At 45.7% G+C, this 17717-nt stretch carries 17 protein-coding genes; 11 read left to right on the top strand and 6 right to left on the bottom strand.

Annotated elements, in window-relative coordinates; translation table 11 throughout:
* Positions 1–15: 15 nt before the first annotated feature.
* The 6 genes from ABDK00_RS18515 to tssD form a co-directional block, all read right to left on the bottom strand.
* Positions 16–984 (bottom strand): hypothetical protein, encoded by a 969-nt coding sequence (locus ABDK00_RS18515; RefSeq protein ID WP_346237428.1) that lies wholly within the window; start codon positions 982–984, stop codon positions 16–18.
* Positions 985–990: 6 nt separating this feature from the next.
* Complete coding sequence (locus ABDK00_RS18510) at positions 991–2925, bottom strand: hypothetical protein (RefSeq protein ID WP_346237427.1); 1935 nt, start codon at positions 2923–2925, stop codon at positions 991–993.
* Between the two features lie 7 nt (positions 2926–2932).
* Positions 2933–3559 (bottom strand): PAAR domain-containing protein, encoded by a 627-nt coding sequence (locus tag ABDK00_RS18505; RefSeq protein ID WP_346237426.1) that lies wholly within the window; start codon positions 3557–3559, stop codon positions 2933–2935.
* A 62-nt stretch (positions 3560–3621) separates the two neighbouring features.
* The gene (locus ABDK00_RS18500) at positions 3622–4149 is read right to left on the bottom strand and encodes a DUF4123 domain-containing protein (RefSeq protein WP_346237425.1); all 528 of its coding nucleotides are present in this window, start codon (positions 4147–4149) and stop codon (positions 3622–3624) included.
* A 97-nt stretch (positions 4150–4246) separates the two neighbouring features.
* On the bottom strand, positions 4247–6193 hold the full coding sequence (locus ABDK00_RS18495; protein WP_346237424.1) for a phage baseplate assembly protein V: 1947 nt from the start codon (positions 6191–6193) through the stop codon (positions 4247–4249).
* 146 nt (positions 6194–6339) lie between these two features.
* Positions 6340–6729: a type VI secretion system tube protein TssD gene (gene tssD, locus ABDK00_RS18490; protein WP_346237423.1), complete on the bottom strand. Its 390-nt coding sequence runs from the start codon at positions 6727–6729 to the stop codon at positions 6340–6342.
* A gap of 166 nt (positions 6730–6895) precedes the next feature.
* Here tssD and ABDK00_RS18485 point away from each other — a divergent pair, with 166 nt between their 5' ends.
* The 11 genes from ABDK00_RS18485 to ABDK00_RS18435 all read left to right on the top strand — a co-directional run bounded on the left by ABDK00_RS18485 (position 6896) and on the right by ABDK00_RS18435 (position 17648).
* Positions 6896–7801 (top strand): type VI secretion system baseplate subunit TssG, encoded by a 906-nt coding sequence (locus tag ABDK00_RS18485; RefSeq protein ID WP_346237422.1) that lies wholly within the window; start codon positions 6896–6898, stop codon positions 7799–7801.
* A 56-nt stretch (positions 7802–7857) separates the two neighbouring features.
* Positions 7858–8709, top strand: a complete 852-nt coding sequence (locus tag ABDK00_RS18480) for a TssN family type VI secretion system protein (protein WP_346237421.1) — start codon at positions 7858–7860, stop codon at positions 8707–8709.
* A 55-nt stretch (positions 8710–8764) separates the two neighbouring features.
* Complete coding sequence (locus ABDK00_RS18475) at positions 8765–9919, top strand: hypothetical protein (protein WP_346237420.1); 1155 nt, start codon at positions 8765–8767, stop codon at positions 9917–9919.
* Positions 9920–9957: 38 nt separating this feature from the next.
* The gene (gene tssO / locus ABDK00_RS18470; RefSeq protein WP_346237419.1) at positions 9958–10482 is read left to right on the top strand and encodes a type VI secretion system TssO; all 525 of its coding nucleotides are present in this window, start codon (positions 9958–9960) and stop codon (positions 10480–10482) included.
* A 22-nt stretch (positions 10483–10504) separates the two neighbouring features.
* Positions 10505–11581: a PKD domain-containing protein gene (locus tag ABDK00_RS18465; protein WP_346237418.1), complete on the top strand. Its 1077-nt coding sequence runs from the start codon at positions 10505–10507 to the stop codon at positions 11579–11581.
* Positions 11582–11584: 3 nt separating this feature from the next.
* A complete protein-coding gene (locus ABDK00_RS18460) occupies positions 11585–12013 on the top strand; it encodes a GPW/gp25 family protein (RefSeq protein WP_346237417.1) in 429 nt (142 codons plus the stop codon).
* A gap of 62 nt (positions 12014–12075) precedes the next feature.
* Entirely contained in the window at positions 12076–13908 is a 1833-nt protein-coding gene (locus ABDK00_RS18455; protein WP_346237416.1) for a hypothetical protein, read from the top strand.
* A 90-nt stretch (positions 13909–13998) separates the two neighbouring features.
* On the top strand, positions 13999–14976 hold the full coding sequence (locus tag ABDK00_RS18450; RefSeq protein ID WP_346237415.1) for a KpsF/GutQ family sugar-phosphate isomerase: 978 nt from the start codon (positions 13999–14001) through the stop codon (positions 14974–14976).
* Positions 14977–14978: 2 nt separating this feature from the next.
* Positions 14979–16061, top strand: a complete 1083-nt coding sequence (locus ABDK00_RS18445) for a mannose-1-phosphate guanylyltransferase (protein WP_346237414.1) — start codon at positions 14979–14981, stop codon at positions 16059–16061.
* Positions 16062–16075: 14 nt separating this feature from the next.
* Positions 16076–16801, top strand: a complete 726-nt coding sequence (locus tag ABDK00_RS18440) for a 3'-5' exonuclease (protein WP_346237413.1) — start codon at positions 16076–16078, stop codon at positions 16799–16801.
* A gap of 100 nt (positions 16802–16901) precedes the next feature.
* Complete coding sequence (locus ABDK00_RS18435; protein ID WP_346237412.1) at positions 16902–17648, top strand: outer membrane beta-barrel protein; 747 nt, start codon at positions 16902–16904, stop codon at positions 17646–17648.
* Positions 17649–17717 lie beyond the last annotated feature (69 nt).

Raw genomic sequence — 17717 nt, 5'->3', positions numbered from 1 at the left:
TAAAAGCGTCGGAGGTCAATTAAAAAGGGATTCAAGAAAACCGGGCGGATTTGTTAACGAGGAGCGCTGAAATTGGCGGGATCTTAAATCATCGCGATGCATTCCTTCCGGCAGATAGCTTTCAGAAGTCTGCCGGTTGGTATGCACGGTGTAAGCCGTCACCGGCAAGCCCGTCAAGGCTCTGAGTGCAACCCGCCAGGGAACTGCGTTGCGCCAGTCAACAGTAGTTCCCGATCCCATAATATTTTGAGTCAACTCAATACTATCTGAATGATAGCAGGCCCTGGCGTTGGAGTCGTAAGGATCAAACCAGGAGCCGGCTTCTACACAAGGGATATAGTCTGTCTCCACACCGATATGAGGCAGGCCTAACCGGTGGCCGACTTCGTGAGCGACCATATACTCGCCATAAATATCGCCGCTGTCAATATTGGCGCTGTCCGACCTTAAAATAAATCCGCTCAAAGCCTCCTCAGGAACAGGGTCGCCGCTTTCATTTACCAGGTAAACGGCATTCAGGTCGTAATGCGCATGGTGTGTGCTTAATACCGGGTTGAACGTACATTTCACAATCATGGGACTAACATAGGTCCAGTCGCCATTTACCTCCGCAATCGAAACATCTTTTTCAATGTTTCGATATTCTTCTAACCGTCTGCCACTGTCCGTAAGCTTCAGCCAAAAGCGATTGTCCCAAAATCGGGCGAGCTCCAAAAACCGGGTTCTGTAGTGAGTCCATGCAGCATCGGGCCACGGGGCCATCCTGTAATTTCGGGCTCCCCACTCTCCCGTAAAAGAACTAAGCGTTCCATCATCGTCTCTTCTTAGGTTTATCTTCAAATCAATCCTCAACTCAATATTTGCGTCGGCGCTGTCTCTCCTGCCAAGAGAAGTGATTTCCGGCCGGTAAAAATTAAAGTCATACCGCGCCGGAATGCCGTGGTAGGTATGCGAAAAATTATTTCTGAATATCGTGAGGTTCATTATTATTTAATTTTCTTCAACCATCACTACGGGGGTTGCTTTTTCCGTGGAGCCGCCTTTTCCCGAGTACCTGTTGTCGTTTAAATCAAATGTGTTTTCGTATCCGGCCCCGGTCATTACATCATAATAACCGGTTTGCCTGTCAATAAAATTTAAAATGGGACCATAAGGCTTTTTAAGAATGATGTTGTGACTGTTATATATAAAATAGAGGCTATTGGCATCTTTATGAATCGGAAAATTGTTTTTGTTTAAAAACCCCTTGATCCGGTCGATCTCTTTGTTAAGGGCTTGTATCGAAGTTTTTAGGCCGGGCGCTTCGGGCGTGCCCTCGTCAAAATCTGCGGCTCCTAAAAAACCCATGACTTTCTTTAACGGCGCGAAAGCTTTGTCGGCTGTGAGTTTCGATAAAAAATCATTCAAACCGCCGAGCGGTAACGCCTGTAGCAAGCGCGCATAAAATTTTTTCTTGGAGGGCATCATCGGTAAGAGCATCATGGTGACGGCTTCAAAAATTTTTTGTTTTTGTTGAAATGTGGCGTTCGCCAAATCCAAATCCTTTTCTTTTGCCACATCGCTTAAATAGCCGGAAGCTCTGTTAATCATTAAAGCCGCCTGATCGAATAGTGCTTTTTGCTCAGTGGAAGAACCGCTCGGCTGCCGGGCCGTTTCGGCCACCTTTTCAAAATAAGGGTCGACGGGAATCACGGTTTCGTTTGCGCGCGCCGGAGCAAGGATTTTTTTAAGCCCCGCTTTTTCAAATATTTTGTCCATCGCCATGTCCTGCATCTTTTCCTCATAGGTAAACACCCGCAGCATTTTGCTTACGTGGTCGACAAGCGGGCAGAAAACATTAAAAAGTTTATTGATGCCGACTTTTTTGGAGTCGAACCCAACGCCTTCCCGGGCCTTTTTAAACTCGTCGATAAAGCGCTCCAGTCTTTGCACGCATTGATCTGGTATTTGATTAAACCCGTCTGCGAGACGCTTAAAATCCGGCAGTGTTCCGGGATCTATCAATTGAGGGAATGCATTGAACAGGCTGAGGCAGGCATCTTTGAGATCGGTTATTAAAGTTGAAACATCGTCTTTGCATTGTGTCAGCTTATCTATATTGCCCTGGTTGTCGCTTCCTGTGCCAAAACTTTTGATGGACAAAAGGCGCGCAAGCGTAGCCACCAGCTGCGATTTTATTTTCCCGGTAAAAACAGAAAGCGTGTTGCTATTGCTTTCGGCGATAAGTTTTAAGAGTTTATCATTTGGCTCAAAAAAATCGATTGCTTTTTGGGTCATATCAAAAGCGTTTACATAGGCCTGTTGCCGGCCTTTTCCGCGTAAAGCTTTTTGTTCATCAAACTGGTGGTGTTCTTTATAATAGGGTGTTGCGACAGACAGGGCGGACTTTACATACCAACGCTTATTAAAATCAGCTTCTTTGATCAATTCTTTAATGCATTCATTAGCCACATTTCCGCCCGGCCCCAAACCGACGAAGTGGAAATGTGCTTCAAAGTCTTTCCAGTCCGCTGTTTTGCTTTTGATGTCGTTGAGCAGCTTTTTTGCCTCCTGCGGGAACTTGGAACGATCGGATTCTTCAAAATCAAAAGCGAAAGCCTGGTTTTCATCTTCTTTTAACTTATCAGGAAGCTCATCGCCCATCTTTTTTATGTATTGATCCCAGTCTTTATAATCCTGAAAATAGGTGTAGGCTTTGTCTGTTTTCTTTTCCTCTTCTTTTTCTTCTTTAAAAAACAAATCAACGCCAGGAATAGCGCTGGCAGCATTTTCAACTGCGCTTTCAACACTGTCCACCGCACCGGTGGCAGCCCCAAGCATATCATCAGCAGCCATTGCAGTTGCAGGGCAGTAGCGCACCAATACCAACATTTGTCGCGGCTTGTTGATTTGGAATGTTTGTTCTGATGCAGTGTTTGCTGACATGGTTCTTTTATGTGTTTAAAAAACTGACATGGCAATCGGCGTCGGTATAGCCCGACAAAACCTGCGTTTTGCCGCTGCCGTCGGTTTTTCCGTCATGCGTTTGCCCGTCGGATGTTTTAATCGAGTACTCCACATTTGACATCGCCTGCCCCGCCCCGTCCACCAATGAGAATTGGGCTGTGTAATCCTTTTGCTCATTTTTAGGCGCTTCGTCTAAGCCCGCCTTCGCTGCCTCCTGCAGGTTATTTGAATTGTCAATGTTTTTTTGCTGTTGTGCCGGCGCCATCTTTGGTTTACCGGCGCCACTGCTAACTGCGGTGCCGCCACCGCCTCCGCCGCCACCGGCCTCACCAATCAATACAGTTGGTAACCCCATCACGATGGTGCCTCCATGAGCTGTGGGGTCGCCCATTCTTGCCGCAGGCATTCCGCCAATTAAGACGCCTGCACTTCCTTTAATAATCGTGTCGGGCACACCAGCACAAGCGCAAAGGCCGCCCGCTGTGGCCGCGGGCATTCCGCCTATTAACACATTGGGCACACCCGCCGGCATGACCGGCCCGCCCACATGGGGCTTTGGCCCATCCCACATCGGGCAAACATGCATATCTCCAACTCTAGCTGCGGGCGGCATCGTTTTTTCTATTTAGAATTAAAAAATTAATAAAAGCTCAAAACCAGCCGGGCGTCTTTACCTCAGAATCTATTGTCATTCGTTTCATCGCGCTCTGCTTCCAGCGGTTTAACCGCAGGGAGCGCCTCTGATTTTGAAACAGTTTCCGCAATCAGCCGGCCTGACTTCAGGTTCCATCGAAAAAGACGTTGTTGATCTGCTTCGGTATAAAAAGCGTCAAAAACTTGTGAGAAGACCAGCTGTTCGGTGGCGCTGCACGATTGTAAAAACCTGAGCAAAACCCGGGCGTCCCAAATTCTGAAGTAGCGGCTTTGATCCTGATCGGTTCGATACATTTTTGTATGTAAAAAGTCGCAAACATCTTTCATGCTTTCATCCGTTTCAAAAACAATACAATGATTCAGTTGCACCAATAGCTCTTCCTGCATCTCATAAAAGTTATCCTCAGCAAGAAATAGCCAGGGCGCGGCTTCCCAGATACCTTCGTCGTCGGTTCCGGCGAACAGCGACACATGTTGCTTGTAGCGCTCCATGAGTTTGATCAGCGTAAAAGCTTCGTTTAAGGCGCTATCAAAACAGAGGTATTTCATCCGTATATTTTTTTGTGTCGAAAGGAACTTATTTGATGTAAAATTTTCATTGCCGTGTTTGATAAAAATGAAAATTTTATAATAATCGTTTCTTCTTTTAATTAATTCTTACCAGCGGCGCCATCAGAGCAGCCTGGCCGCCCGCGGATATTTTTACTTCTGCGCCCGCAACTGTTTCTGCTCTCATCGCTGCGGTCGCACTAAAGTTTTGTCCGGCTACTATTTCGGCATTTTGTGCGGCTGTAAGCGAATAACCAGAACCCGCGGTAATGCTGAAATCGGAACCGGTAGTTATTGAGGTCGACGAACCTGCGGTAACGCTAAGTCCTCCACCGGCTGTAATGCTTACATCCCCGCCGGCCTGCATACTTAAATTTCCACCGGCTTCCACTGAAATATCACCCTGCGAGAAAACGGTTACCTTCTGTTGCTGCATATCCAGTTTCATGCGCACCACCGGCGAGCCGCCACTCATGCCGCTGATACCAATAGCTTTGTCTTTGGCGCTGATCACGATATTTAGAAATTCGCTATCGGAGCCGGAAGAAAGGATGATGCTCATTTCATCGTCCTTTTTTGTTCCCATGATAATGTTGCCGGCATCGTTATTTAAAAAGTCAACCATCTTTATAGTTCCCTCTTTATCGTTGATTTCAAATCGCCGGGCCGTTTTAGAGCCGATGCTTTTTATATGGTTACCCGCTTCGGAAATATTAGCCTGATGCGCTTCTGTGTACACAGCGCCGCTGACATAAGGTTGTTCGGCGTTGCCATCCCAAAAATTCACCAATACTTCGTCGTCTATTTCAGGTAAGAACCTGAAGCCTTTTCCCTTACCCGCATGAGGCACGGAAACGCTGATCCAGGGCGACTTTTCGCCTTCAGCCATCCAGGGAAATTTTACTTTGACGCGGGCCAGGCCTTTGTCGTCTTCATTATCTGTAACCACTGCAGCTTGTGCATCAGCCTTAGGAAATAATAACGGGTTGGTGTAGGGCGGAACTTTTACATCAACCGGAATAGCCGTAAAGCTATTTGTATAGCTGTCAGCATTAGGCGCGTTGTGGCTGATCTGCGTGATGATATATTTAGACCCGGCGTCGGTTTCTGTATCAATAATTTTAATGGTTGACCCGATGCTTAAACCAGCGTTATGCGAATGGCCGGTGAGGTAAACCGAGTTGGCCACAATCGCTTCCTGCATTCTTTGATGAATGGTTTTGATTACATCTTTGCTGAACCCCGAGGATATAAAAACATTTTTTCCGGGATTCTCTAAAAACGATCCACCGTTCAAACTGGCTTTTAAAAAGTCGTTGTCGGGTGCGGGTTCTTTTTTGTCGGCATTGATGATTTCACTTTTATAAATATCGGTACCTATGGACGCTGCGGGCGCTTTAACTGCTTTGGCTCTTATGTTTAAATTAGAGATCTCATTTCTTGACGTGTGCAATTCGACGGGCTCCTGCTCTGGGGCCGCGCCTATCTTCAAGTGGTCGCCATCATAATACATCCATTCCCCGAAGCGCGATGCCAAATCTGCCGCAAAGGCAAAGGGGGCGCGGTTATACTGAACGATAAAGTGTTGCGCTCCGGCGCCCGTATCTATTTCAACATCAGAAGCAAGGCTTGAATTTTTGAAGGCTGCCTTGAGAATATCCGAAAGCGATTTTTTATAATAGGAATGATACTCCGGTATTTCGTTGACCTTCCCAAATTTGCCACAACCATTAATATAAAATTCATAATAGCCATCAGATGAAAGGTGCGCGTTGACTTCGGTTATATAACCTTTAAAAATATGCCGGGCCGAACTGTCGAGGTTACCCAGGTTTATTTCAGTGTTTTTTCCCAGAAGTTGCTTTTTAATATCGAGGATCGCAGCGAGGCTGCCTTCGTTATTGTCGGGGCGCAACATAAAAGAGAACCCGTTTACGCTGAGCAGGGCTTCATTCAATACGAGATTGCTGAAGATAACCGGCTGATCATCGTTGAAGCCGGAAATTTTAATTTCTACATGTGCTATGGCAGAGGTTCCTTCCATAAAATTTACAGATGATGCGAACGAAACGTCACGGGGAGTAATTCGCCGTCTGCCTGGTTAAAGCTCGACGATCACAGGCAGCGGCATTCATCGGTTGACGCATGGGGTTGGACAAATCATTGCGAAACCCGTTTACGTGAGAAAGATTATTTAACCCAGTTGTTATTAAATTCTACTTCGCCAAGCGTGATGGATTCTGCAGAAAATGTTAGCCCGATGTTCATGGGGTCGTTGGTGTAAGCGGCGAATGATTCGGTATAATTTACAACATAGGCCTGTTTAAACTTCAGTTCTTTCATGGTCGATTTCCCATCGTCCTTGTAGAAAATAATGCTTCCATCTACGCGCTTGTCATCGTCGGCTGCCAGGTCGAACAGTGTGGTGTCGCCTGTGCTGGCTAGCGAAACCGAAATTAAACCACCTCTTACATGAGAGGTTACTTTTCCTTTGTGGTCTACTTGCTGGTCGAGTGCGAAATTAGCTGAAAGAACAGGATACGTTTGTCCGGATACTTTCAAATCGGCGGTAAAACTCATAGTGTTTTTTTTAAATGATGATCGGTTGATAAATACGATTGTAAAGTTAGAATACATTGACCGCCTCCCTTATCCCTATTTTTAGTGATGGCAAGCCTGCCGCGTTTAATCTAATTTTGATATCGAATATTTTCAAAATTATCATGACAGTCATCTGCACCTTAGCATGTCGAGCAATAACCTAACAGCATACAGTGACAGCAGTTCGTCTTTTTTGGCAGAAGCGGTTTGCGCCAGTCTTATTGAACAGGGCCTAAGCTTTGATCATATTGACATAGAGCTGGCTGGCGCGTTTAAAAAAAAATTCAGCCCTGATGTGGAACGTGTAGCTATCGATGAATCGCCTGGTGGGGTACGCGCAGATATAAAGATTAACCGCGATGGTTTTTACGATATTCTGCCGGAAGGTCTTTTTCATCAAACCCGCGGAATGCAGGTAGTTCGCAATGTGCAGGATGCCGTATTAGAGCACCGCAAATACAAAGACGAAGAACGGCAGGCGCGGAAGTTTTTTAATCCACTTGAGGAAATGATTTTCAAGTATCGCGTGTGGGCCGAACTATCCGAAAGAAAAGCATTATTTAAAGAACAAAGCGAACAGCTCGTAAATGAATTGTTTGAATTTTGGAATATTGAAAAAACATTGCCACGGCGGGAAGCGCTTAGGATGATAGCGCTGATGCCCTACCTGCGCAATATTAAAGGCGATAAGCAGGCTACCGCAGACGCACTAGCTTTTATTCTAAACAGGAACGTCGTCATAACCGATATCAAAAAAAGAACCGTGTCTGCAAGGGACGCAGCGCCTGCCATGCAGAACATGAGGCTCGGGCACAACACCGTCCTTGGCAATCATAGCAACGAGGTGATATATGCCTGGCAGGTTGATGTTGAGGGCGTCGCAGGCGAATCCGTAGGGGCATTCGTCGCAGGCGCTCCCAAAGGAAAACTATTAAAGCGTTTTGCAGAAATATTTATACCCATAGAAAGAGACCTGTTCTTTGAATTTGATCTAAAAAAGCCGGAGGGCCAACAATGCAATTATATACTTGGATATGGCTGCGCGCTTTAAGACGAATAGGATTATTTAAATAACAAAATTTACAACGGCATGCAAAAGCAATAGAAATGGCATTGAAATTTTTTTTGATATACGCAGCCTCATTACTGGGTTTATCGATGATCGTGATGGCATTGATAAAGCCACTGAGTGCAAGTTTCGGCAACCAGGGAAAAAAGCCCCTGCTGTTCAATATTATATCCTCTATAATAGCAGCGGGCGCTGCGTTTGCGGCCACTTACCTAAGCCAGGATTTGTTTACGATCTTTTGGTCTTTGTCGGCCGTGTTCCTGCTATTCGGCATTGTATTTATTTTGCTGGTTCACAAAAAATATTTTAAAGCAAGAAGAGACAACCGCAATAAGCAGTTGTTTGCAGAAGTGTTGTTTGCCGTGTCCATTATTTTTCTTTGTATGGCCGTGTTCTCGTCGTTGCAGTATTTTTTGAAGGATAAAAATTTTATGTTTTTCCCGATGCTGCTGAGCGGCTTGTTTTTCTTCATCCCGATTTTATTTCTTCACACCTTTGACGCTGCTTACAGCATTCCGGAACCGAAGTATATAAGTTGGCGATATCCCGAGCAAACGATCGACCTGCCAGACGAGCAGGAACATGAGAAGCTGTATGTTATCGGGTTTGTAATTGCAAAAACGCCGGAAGCCTCAAAAACCTATTTCAGGGCCAAGGCTCCGGAATACATGCTGTTGGGCGATCTCTACTATCATTTTATAAACGATTATAATGAGCAATTCAGTGAAACCCCCATTGTGCACCATGCGCCCGATTCGGAAGCCTATGGTTGGTTGTTTCGCACCAAACCGCGATGGTACCAGTTTTCCCGGCGCTTAGATCCGTCTTTGACCGTCAGCCACAATAAGATCAAAGAAAATACAATCATCGTGTGCGAAAGGTCGATATAGAAAGCAAGGCTGTTGACCGGCCAGAGAGCGATATAAAAACATAAAAAATATACGGATGAAAAATGCTGTAAAACACTATCCCGTAAACTGGACCGAAGGCATGAAGTTGAATAAAGATATTTTCATTGCCCAGGATAACGCAGTATGGGCGCAGGTTTCAAGGCTTCAGGCCGCGGCGCTAAGCCCAGTGCGGTACGGGCTGCTGCCTGGTTATGAGTTTGATGTGCGGATAGCGGCCGATAATCAGCAAACGGTGCGGGTTTCAATTATTTCCTGTACGGCGCTTACTATCGGCGGCGTTCTTATCGACATTCAGGGTGAGGAAGAAAAAGAAAAGGACGGCTATCCTTCGGTAACGAAGGGCATTGCAGCAGCCTCAGACCAAACGGTCTATTGGGCCGTATTGCTGATACAACCGTTCGAGCGCGAACCGTTTGGAGAAGTAGATCCGAACGAAAGCCCGGCCCGCCTTCCCTTTGTCAAGTCTTCGCATCGTGTGGAACTGATCGAGAACAGCCAGCTATCGCAATATGAGCAACATCCTTATGCGTTAATAATTGGAAAGATAGCCGTAGCGGGCCATCAGGCCGTGGTGGACGAACATTACCTGCCTCCCTGCTTTTCAGTAAGCGCTTCGCAAGATTTGATGGGGCTGCACGCCGAGCTCGACAGCTTTTTAGCAGGGCTGGAACAGAATTGCTCGCTCATTGTTCAAAAAATTTATAAGAAAAGCCAAAACAATGAATTGTCGGAGTTAGCCAGATTTTTATGCGACCGTGTGATTCTATTTTTAAGCCAGGCGATCACAGATTATAGGTGGCTGAATCTCCACGACTCGCCTGTAGTGATGATCAGCCGCATCGTTGCTTTGGCCCGAACGATAAAAAACACGATCGATTTGCGAACGGGGTCGGGGCGTGAAGAGTTAATGAATTATTTATGTGAGTGGTGCGATCTCAATCAGGGTGGCCTCGACAGCATGCTCAGCAATATGGCGCAGCTTCGTTACAATCACAACGACATCAATCAAAGTGTGGATGCCATCATCGTGTTTGCAAAAACGATTGGAAAGCTTTTTAGCACGCTTGGTGGTCTCGAGTTTATTGGCAAAAGAAAAGAATCGGGATTGTTTGTTAAAGAAGAAGCTTCGCCCGGCCTGCGTGTAAACGAGGAGCAAGCGCCCAAGCCGCGAAGACGATTTTTCGGCTAGGATACCATGCTACCATTTATTAAATTAAGAAATGTACAATGAAACCTGTTAACTCAAAAGAAAGATCCGTTGCTTTTCAGCGCTTTTTGCTGTTTTTTATTTTAACCCTGGCGGTGATCGTGGTTACTATTTTTAGCGGCATTCAGATTCCTTACAAAGAAAACAGCAAGTTGCGCGCGCAGATAGCTGTTGCCGATTCGGAACAGGTTTTCCGAAATGAGTTTCTCGCTAACCTGCGCCAGGCGCAGTCTTTACTGGATACTGTAAACCAGTCGGCTGCCGCATCAGGGTTAATCGACGGGCGCATTACCCAAAAGATACAGGAGCTCGACGCGATGTACGCCAAAACCCCCGATGTAAACAATAAAGATTTGTATGGACAAATTATAAAAGGGCTGAACAACGCCAGGTCTGATAAAGCTGCGTTGCGCGCGGCTGGCAACAAAGACTCGGTTGTTGCGATGTATAATAAACAGATACAGGATTTGAACAATTCGCTTACGAAATGGCAGGAGTCTTACAGGCAATTAGAAATGCAAAACGTAATACTTAAACAGCGCTGACGCAGCGCAAAAATGAAACAGCATGCATTTTCGATTTTCAAAAAAATGGGGAACCCTCGATTATAAAGTGTGGCTGTCTTTAATAGTTGTAGCCGCGCTGTCCATGGGTTTGTTTGGTTACAAAGTAGCGACAAAAGTGGAATGCCCCGAGATCAATTTATCGGTAGTGGGCAAACTTGCGCACCCGGACGATAATGTTTTTTTTATTAATGAAAATCTTACGTTCAACACAGGCCTTGATGCCGGCAACGATGCTGTTACCTGGGATATGGGTGATAAATCGGTGCGGCAGGCGGGCGGGCGCGTTGCTCATCTTTATACCTCACCGGGAAGGTACCTTGTAACCGTAACCATTAATGGCGTTTGCAAAGAATCGATGGCCATCCGGATTACAGAAAATATTTCTAACGCACAAACCTCTATTGCCCCTGATGTTAATCCGATTGTCTCCAACGACATTCTGAAAATCGGTGATCAAAATATTTTTGTTTCTTCTGTCAACACCGACAGTTATGAATGGAGTGTGGATGAGTTGCCCGATCTGGGCATAGGAACCAATGCGACCGCGCAGTTTATTTTTACAAAAGCCGGTAATTACACCGTCCGTTTGAAATTGGGCGGTGACCGCACTTTTACAAAAATTGTCCAGGTAATAGACCCTATCGGCGATTTGGAAAAAGTCGCCCCACTTCCTGCCATAACCCCTGGCGGGCCGCCTCCGCTTATTGATCAAGATCCTTTGCCGCCGGTAAGAAAGCCGGAGCCAGAGCAACCGGTTGAAGAGCAGCAACCGGAAAAGGCCGCCCCGGCGAAGACCTACGAATTGCTGCCCCTGCCGGCCATACAGGCAATGCTCGAAAATGTTGTCGAAGGAAAAAAAGAAGCTACTGATTTCAACAACCAGCTTTGCAACGGCCTTGGCACGAAAGTGATGGCCAATAACAAACCAACCACTTTTGCTGGCCTGTGCCTGGACCTTAAAAAGAAAAAGAAAAAACTGGTGGTTTTTAAAAAAGACAAAAGTATCACTTCCCTGAAAGTAGTGAGGGATGAAGCCAATGGCAACTGCATCACTTTAATGTATGTAAACTATAAATAGCAAATGAAAACCTTTCTAAAACTGCCGCTGCGCTTCCGCCATTTTTTCGATAAAGAAAAAATGCCGGTATGTAATATGCAGGAGTCGATCTATAGAAATCTTCATTTGATTATTACCACCGTTCAGGGGGAGCATCGGGCGCAATCAGGCTACGGGTCTTCCTTTTGGGATTACGATTATGATATCCATCTCACCAACGACGCTCGACGGGAAATAATAATAAATGGCTTGAAGCAGCAGATTGCTCAATATGAAAAAAGAATTACCAATGTGGATGTTATCGTAAATGTAAAACAAGGGGTACTCAACCTGCAATCCGCAGCCATGCAAAAAAGGCGCATAGAAATTATTGTAAACGCGCGGATCAAACGCAGTCTCGAACCCATTAGTTTTCAAACCGGTTTTTTTATCGGGCCATTTACGTTGGCCTGAGCGCAGCCTTTCAAAAAAAATGAAGTGAAATAAGCAACCTTCGACGCATAAAAAAAGATGCTATGAATGTTTCGAACAAAGAGCAGATAAAAGACCGACTGGTAAAAATAGCCGCCGAAAAATGGAATGTGCAGGAAAGCGAAGTCGATGCTAATTTCGATCCGCTGGTGCTATTGCTGTTCGATGCTTTAGCATCGGAGCTCGAAGGGCTGGGCCACATGATCAAAGATATCCAGGGCAATTTATTGCAGGAGCTGTCGGCGCTCATGCTCCCTCAAACGCTGTTGAGCGCAAAGCCGGCGTCTTGTATCTTATCGGCTATGCCGGTCGAAGATACATGCACTGTTTTGAAAAATACCAGCTTCGCGACCACTACGGAACTTCAGAAAACGGGTGAAAAAGTTCGGACATCAGAGCTTAACTTTACGCCCATAGGCGCGTTTAAGCTGCTGCATGTGGAGCCCGGCCATTTATTGATGGGTCAACATATTTTTAAATTGAATATTGATGGCCGCAAAGCGCTTTTACACGAGGGCTCCCGCCAGCAACAGGTTCAGGAGTTTCTTTTCACGATTCAAAATCCTAAAAAACTTTTATCGCTAAAAGGGCTTCAAATTCTTTTTAACCTCAAAGGGCACTCCGAAGCCAGCGCCTTTTATAACGCTTTGCAACAGGCGCGCCTTTTTATTAATGGAGCGCCAGCTCATTTTTCTAACGGCTATTTCAACGCGCAGCAATTCGATATCACGCTAAAAGAAGCGCTGGCGCACAACGGAGATTACGCGGGTAAAATTCATCGGGAAATTGCCGGCATTTATGCCAGGCAGCTGCTCCATCTTACGAGCGAAACCATTCCTGATAGCGAATTATCCGAAATTCCGGCTTTACAGCAGGTGCCTGAAACGCTGTTGAAAGAAATCCAAACGCCCGACACTGTTTTTATCAGCGTTCAACTCAACCGGCCTTTTGCGATGGATGTGTTGGAGCGGTTGCAGATCGGCCTTAATGCGTTTCCCGTGGTAAACCGAAGCCTCGAAAAAGTGCATGCCAAAACTGACCGCTGGATCAACATTATTCCGCTGCCGGTTAACGGAAGCTTTTTAGATATAGATCAGATTGAAGCGGCAGACGGAGGCCGTTATCGGCTGCATGAAAATGTGAGCGATAAAGATTTGAAAGAAGGAGAAGCCATCGTGAGAGTGGCGCGGGTAAGCAAAAGCAGCAGCGCCGAAATAAGAACAACGATCGAGGGGCTGCTTTCCGCCATACGCGACGAAAGCGCCTACTTCAGCCGCGTCAGCAATGATTTTGTGGCCAGCCGGCTTGTAGAAATTTCAAAAATCCTCACCCGGTTAGAAGATCAAATCACTTTATCTAATGATGAAAAACCCTCGTTCCGGTATTTATTGCTGAAGCCCCGCAAGCAGGGAGAGTCGATAGAAGCCTCGTATTGGGTGACCGACCCTTTGGCGGCTGCCAGCGTAAAAGCAGGCCAGGCGTTCAGGGCAGTTAATCACACGCTTACAAGCAATAGTTTTTCTTTTTCGCTAACTGCCGCTGCGGGCGGCGCAGACACGCCGGGCCATTATGTGCAAAAGCAAATGCTGGTGAGGCAATTGTCTTCCGGAGGCAAGCTCGTCAGCCTCGAGGATATTAAACTGTTGTGCTATGAAATTTTTGAAAACAAACTCGTTCATGTCCATATCGATAAAGTGATGAAAATTCAGCCCGGCAACAAGGCCGGCATCTCCCGGGCCATCCAAATTGATATTGCAGTGGCGGCGGGCGCATATACATCCGATGAGCTATCTTATTTGGAAAGCCATTTGCAATATCAGTTAACCACGCACGGCCTTTTCGTATTTCCTTTCAGTATCAATATATCTGAAGTTTAACGGCATCAAACAATTAGGCGATAAGATTATAAGTGCAGCAGGAGTTAAAATCGGCCAAAACCTTTTTGGTTTGTATCATAACCAATATTTTTGCCTTTTACCGTTATGCAGGAACAACCTAGAGACATTGCCCGGCGAGTGATTATGGAGGAGGCTAAAGCTATTAGCGACCTGGCATTGCTGGTGAACGAAAATTTCGATAAAGCTGTCGGGCTTTTATTGCATTGCAAAGGCCGCATTGTTTTAAGCGGCATTGGCAAAAGCGCCGTCATCGCTCAAAAAATTGTCGCTACCTTTAACTCAACTGGCTCGCCATCGATCTTCATGCATGCCGCCGACGCGCTTCATGGCGACCTCGGCATTGTGCAGGAAGAGGATCTCGTCATCATCATTAGCAAAAGCGGAAACAGCCCCGAAATAAAAGCCCTGATTCCATTGATAAAAAATTTTGGAAACCGGCTAATCGCTATTTCCGGAAATAATGAGTCAATGTTGGCGTTGCAATCGGACGTCTTTCTGGACACGACGGTAGCACAGGAGGCCTGCCCCAATAATCTAGCGCCTACGACCAGCACTACCGCGCAACTGGTGATGGGTGACGCGCTTGCGGTGGCCCTGATGGAGATCAAAGGATTTAAAGACGGCGATTTCGCCAAATTTCATCCTGGCGGCACTTTGGGAAAAAAGTTGTACCTGAGGGTGGCCGATGTTTTTGCTCACAATGAGAAGCCGTCAGTATTGGAGGGGGAATCTTTGAAAGAAGTTATTGTAGAAATTACAAAAAGGCGGCTGGGCGTAACGGCGGTTGTCGACAAACAAAACAACCTGATCGGCATTATTACGGACGGGGATTTGAGAAGAATGCTCGAGCAAAATGCGGATATAGAAAAAATATCGGCGCGGCAAATTATGACAACGCATCCGAAAACCATTGCGGAAGATGCGCTGGCTGTATCTGCACTGGATGAGATGCGTAAAAACGCCATTACTCAATTGGTGGTCACCAGCGGCCAGCAATACCGCGGAATCATCCATGTCCACGATTTATTAAAAGAAGGATTAATTTAATTATGAATAAAAATCAATATGTAGCCATCATGGCAGGCGGAATCGGCAGCAGGTTTTGGCCTAAAAGCAGAACAAACTTTCCAAAGCAGTTCTTAGACATTTTGGGTACAGGAAAAACACTCATTCAAGCCACATTTAACCGATACAGCAAAGTTGTCCCGATAGAAAATATTTATGTGGTAACTTCTCACGACTACGCTGCAATCGTGGAAGCGCAATTGCCGGCACTGCCCAAAGAAAATATTGTTGCAGAGCCTTTCAGAAAGAATACGGCGCCTTGCATTGCTTATATCGCATTTAAAATTCATGAAAAAAACCCCGACGCGGTGATGATAGCGGCGCCGGCAGATAATCATATTCCCGATGAGGAAAAATTTATCGGCGTGATGAATAAGGCGCTCGATTTTGTCGGCCATATCAACGCCATCACAACCGTTGGCATCTTGCCCACGCATCCCAACACCGGCTATGGATATATTCAACACGAAAGCGCAGAAGTGGCGCCGGGCATTTATAAAGTCAAAACTTTCACCGAAAAGCCCAATCTTGAGTTGGCTAAAGCATTTATAGAAAGCGGCGATTTTTTGTGGAACAGCGGCATTTTTACATGGAAATGTAAAACGATCATCGAAGCCTTTGAGCAGCATTTGCCAGAAGTGTACGAACTGTTTTACAGCGATAAGGACAAATTGAATACCGCTGAAGAGCAGAAGGTTATTGAGGAGATCTATTCGCAATGCCCCAGTATCTCTATTGATTTTGGCATTATGGAAAAAGCCGGTAATGTGTACACCATCCCTGCTTCTTTTTCCTGGAGCGACCTGGGCACCTGGAACAGTGCGCATGCCAATATGGAAAAAGACTATTTCGACAACGCCGTTGCCGGAAGGAATGTAATGGCTTTTGATACGCAAAACTGCATTGTGCATACTTCTGATAAAAAGCTCGTCTTGGTGCAGGGCCTCGAAGATTATATTATTGTGGATACGGATGATGTACTCATGATTTGTAAAAAAGAAAAGGAACAGGAAATTAAAGATTACGTATCCGAAGTTAAAAAAGCGAAAGGCGACAAATTTTTATAAAAAATCATTGGCCCATGCTGGTGAGCTATCCCATTCAAAACATTCTTTTCCTGGATATTGAGACCGTGCCTCAATATCCGTCGTTCGAACAATTGAGCGACGAATGGAAGCGTTTGTGGGAAGCAAAAGCGGCCATCCTGCTCAGAAGCCGCCCCGATGAAAACGCGGGGTCTATCTACGACCGTGCCGGCATTTATGCTGAGTTTGGAAAAATCATTTGTATCAGTTGTGGCGTAATGTACGGCACTGAAAACAAAAGGCGGCTGGTTTTAAAATCCTTTGCCGGAGACAGCGAACCGCAATTGCTGAAAGCCTTCAGCGACATGCTGCTGAAATGGAGCGGTAATGAGCCACGCGTGTTATGTGCCCACAACGGTAAAGAATTTGACTTTCCTTACATCTGCCGCCGGCTGATCATCAATGGCTTGCCTGTTCCCAATATATTAAATGTAGCAGGCAAAAAGCCCTGGGACGTGAATCACCTTGATACGATGGAACTTTGGAAGTTTGGAGATTTTAAAAGTTATACTTCGCTAAACCTGCTGGCGCACTGCCTTGGCATACCCACGCCGAAAGACGATATAGACGGCAGTATGGTCAGCCAGGTGTATTACGAAGAAAAAAACCTGGATCGCGTGGTAACATACTGTCAAAAAGATGTGGTGTCGCTGGCGCAGGTTTTTTTGCGTTTAAATGGAGAACAATTGTTAACCGAAACCGCTATTGAAGTAAAAGAATAAACCTTTTGGCCGGCAAAGGGGCATAATTTCAGCTTCTTGCGGGCCATTAACCTATTTTTAACCTAAATAAAAATATATTTGCGCCAATCTTAAATTAGTTATGAAGAAAATTTTATTCGCTGTTTGCGCGATATTTTTGTCAGGAGTTGTGTTTGCACAGGTTGATACCTCAAAAGGTCCAGCGCTGGTAGTGAGCGAACCTGCGAAAAAACCAAAGAAAAAATACAATCTTACCAACCGGGCCAACGATCATTTTTTGTTACAGCTGGGCTACACCAATTGGTTGGACGCGCCCGATAGTATTCAAACAAAAGGCCTTTCGAGAAGTATCAACGCATATTTCATGATGGATTTTCCGTTTAAAAGTTCTCAGCAATTGAGCGCCGCTGTGGGATTGGGTGTCGGCTCTGACCACGTTTTTTTAGACAATGCATTTGCTGATGTTAAAGGAAGAACGAATACCATGCGCTTCAACGGCCTTGATACAACAATCGATGTCAAAAAAACAAAAGTAACAACCGCTTATGCCGAACTTCCGGTAGAACTTCGTTATACTGCCAATCCTGAAGCCAGCGACAAAAGCTTTAAAATAGCCGTTGGTGTTAAAGTGGGAACGATGTTGAAAGGCGGTACCCGCTCCCGCCTTACAGAACCTACTACTACAAGCTATCTGTTAAAAGAATCCAGCAAAAATTATTTTAATACAACGCGTATCGTGGGCACGGCAAGAGTCGGAGTTGGTCACTTCACTGTGTTTGGCACCTATCAGTTTACCAGTTTGTTGAAAGCTGGCGTGGGGCCGCAGTTAAAGCCGTTTACGATCGGCCTTACTTTTGGCGGGCTTTAAACGTATCTGAAGCATAATATTGTAAAGCGGCAGTAATGGCCGCTTTTTTATATTTAAATAAGGATTAAA

The organism is Niabella insulisoli, from assembly GCF_039652435.2.
Taxonomy (GTDB): Bacteria; Bacteroidota; Bacteroidia; order Chitinophagales; family Chitinophagaceae; genus Niabella; species Niabella insulamsoli.
The sequence above is the reverse complement of the archived record's forward strand: the minus strand, read 5'-3'. Positions and strand labels throughout refer to the sequence as shown.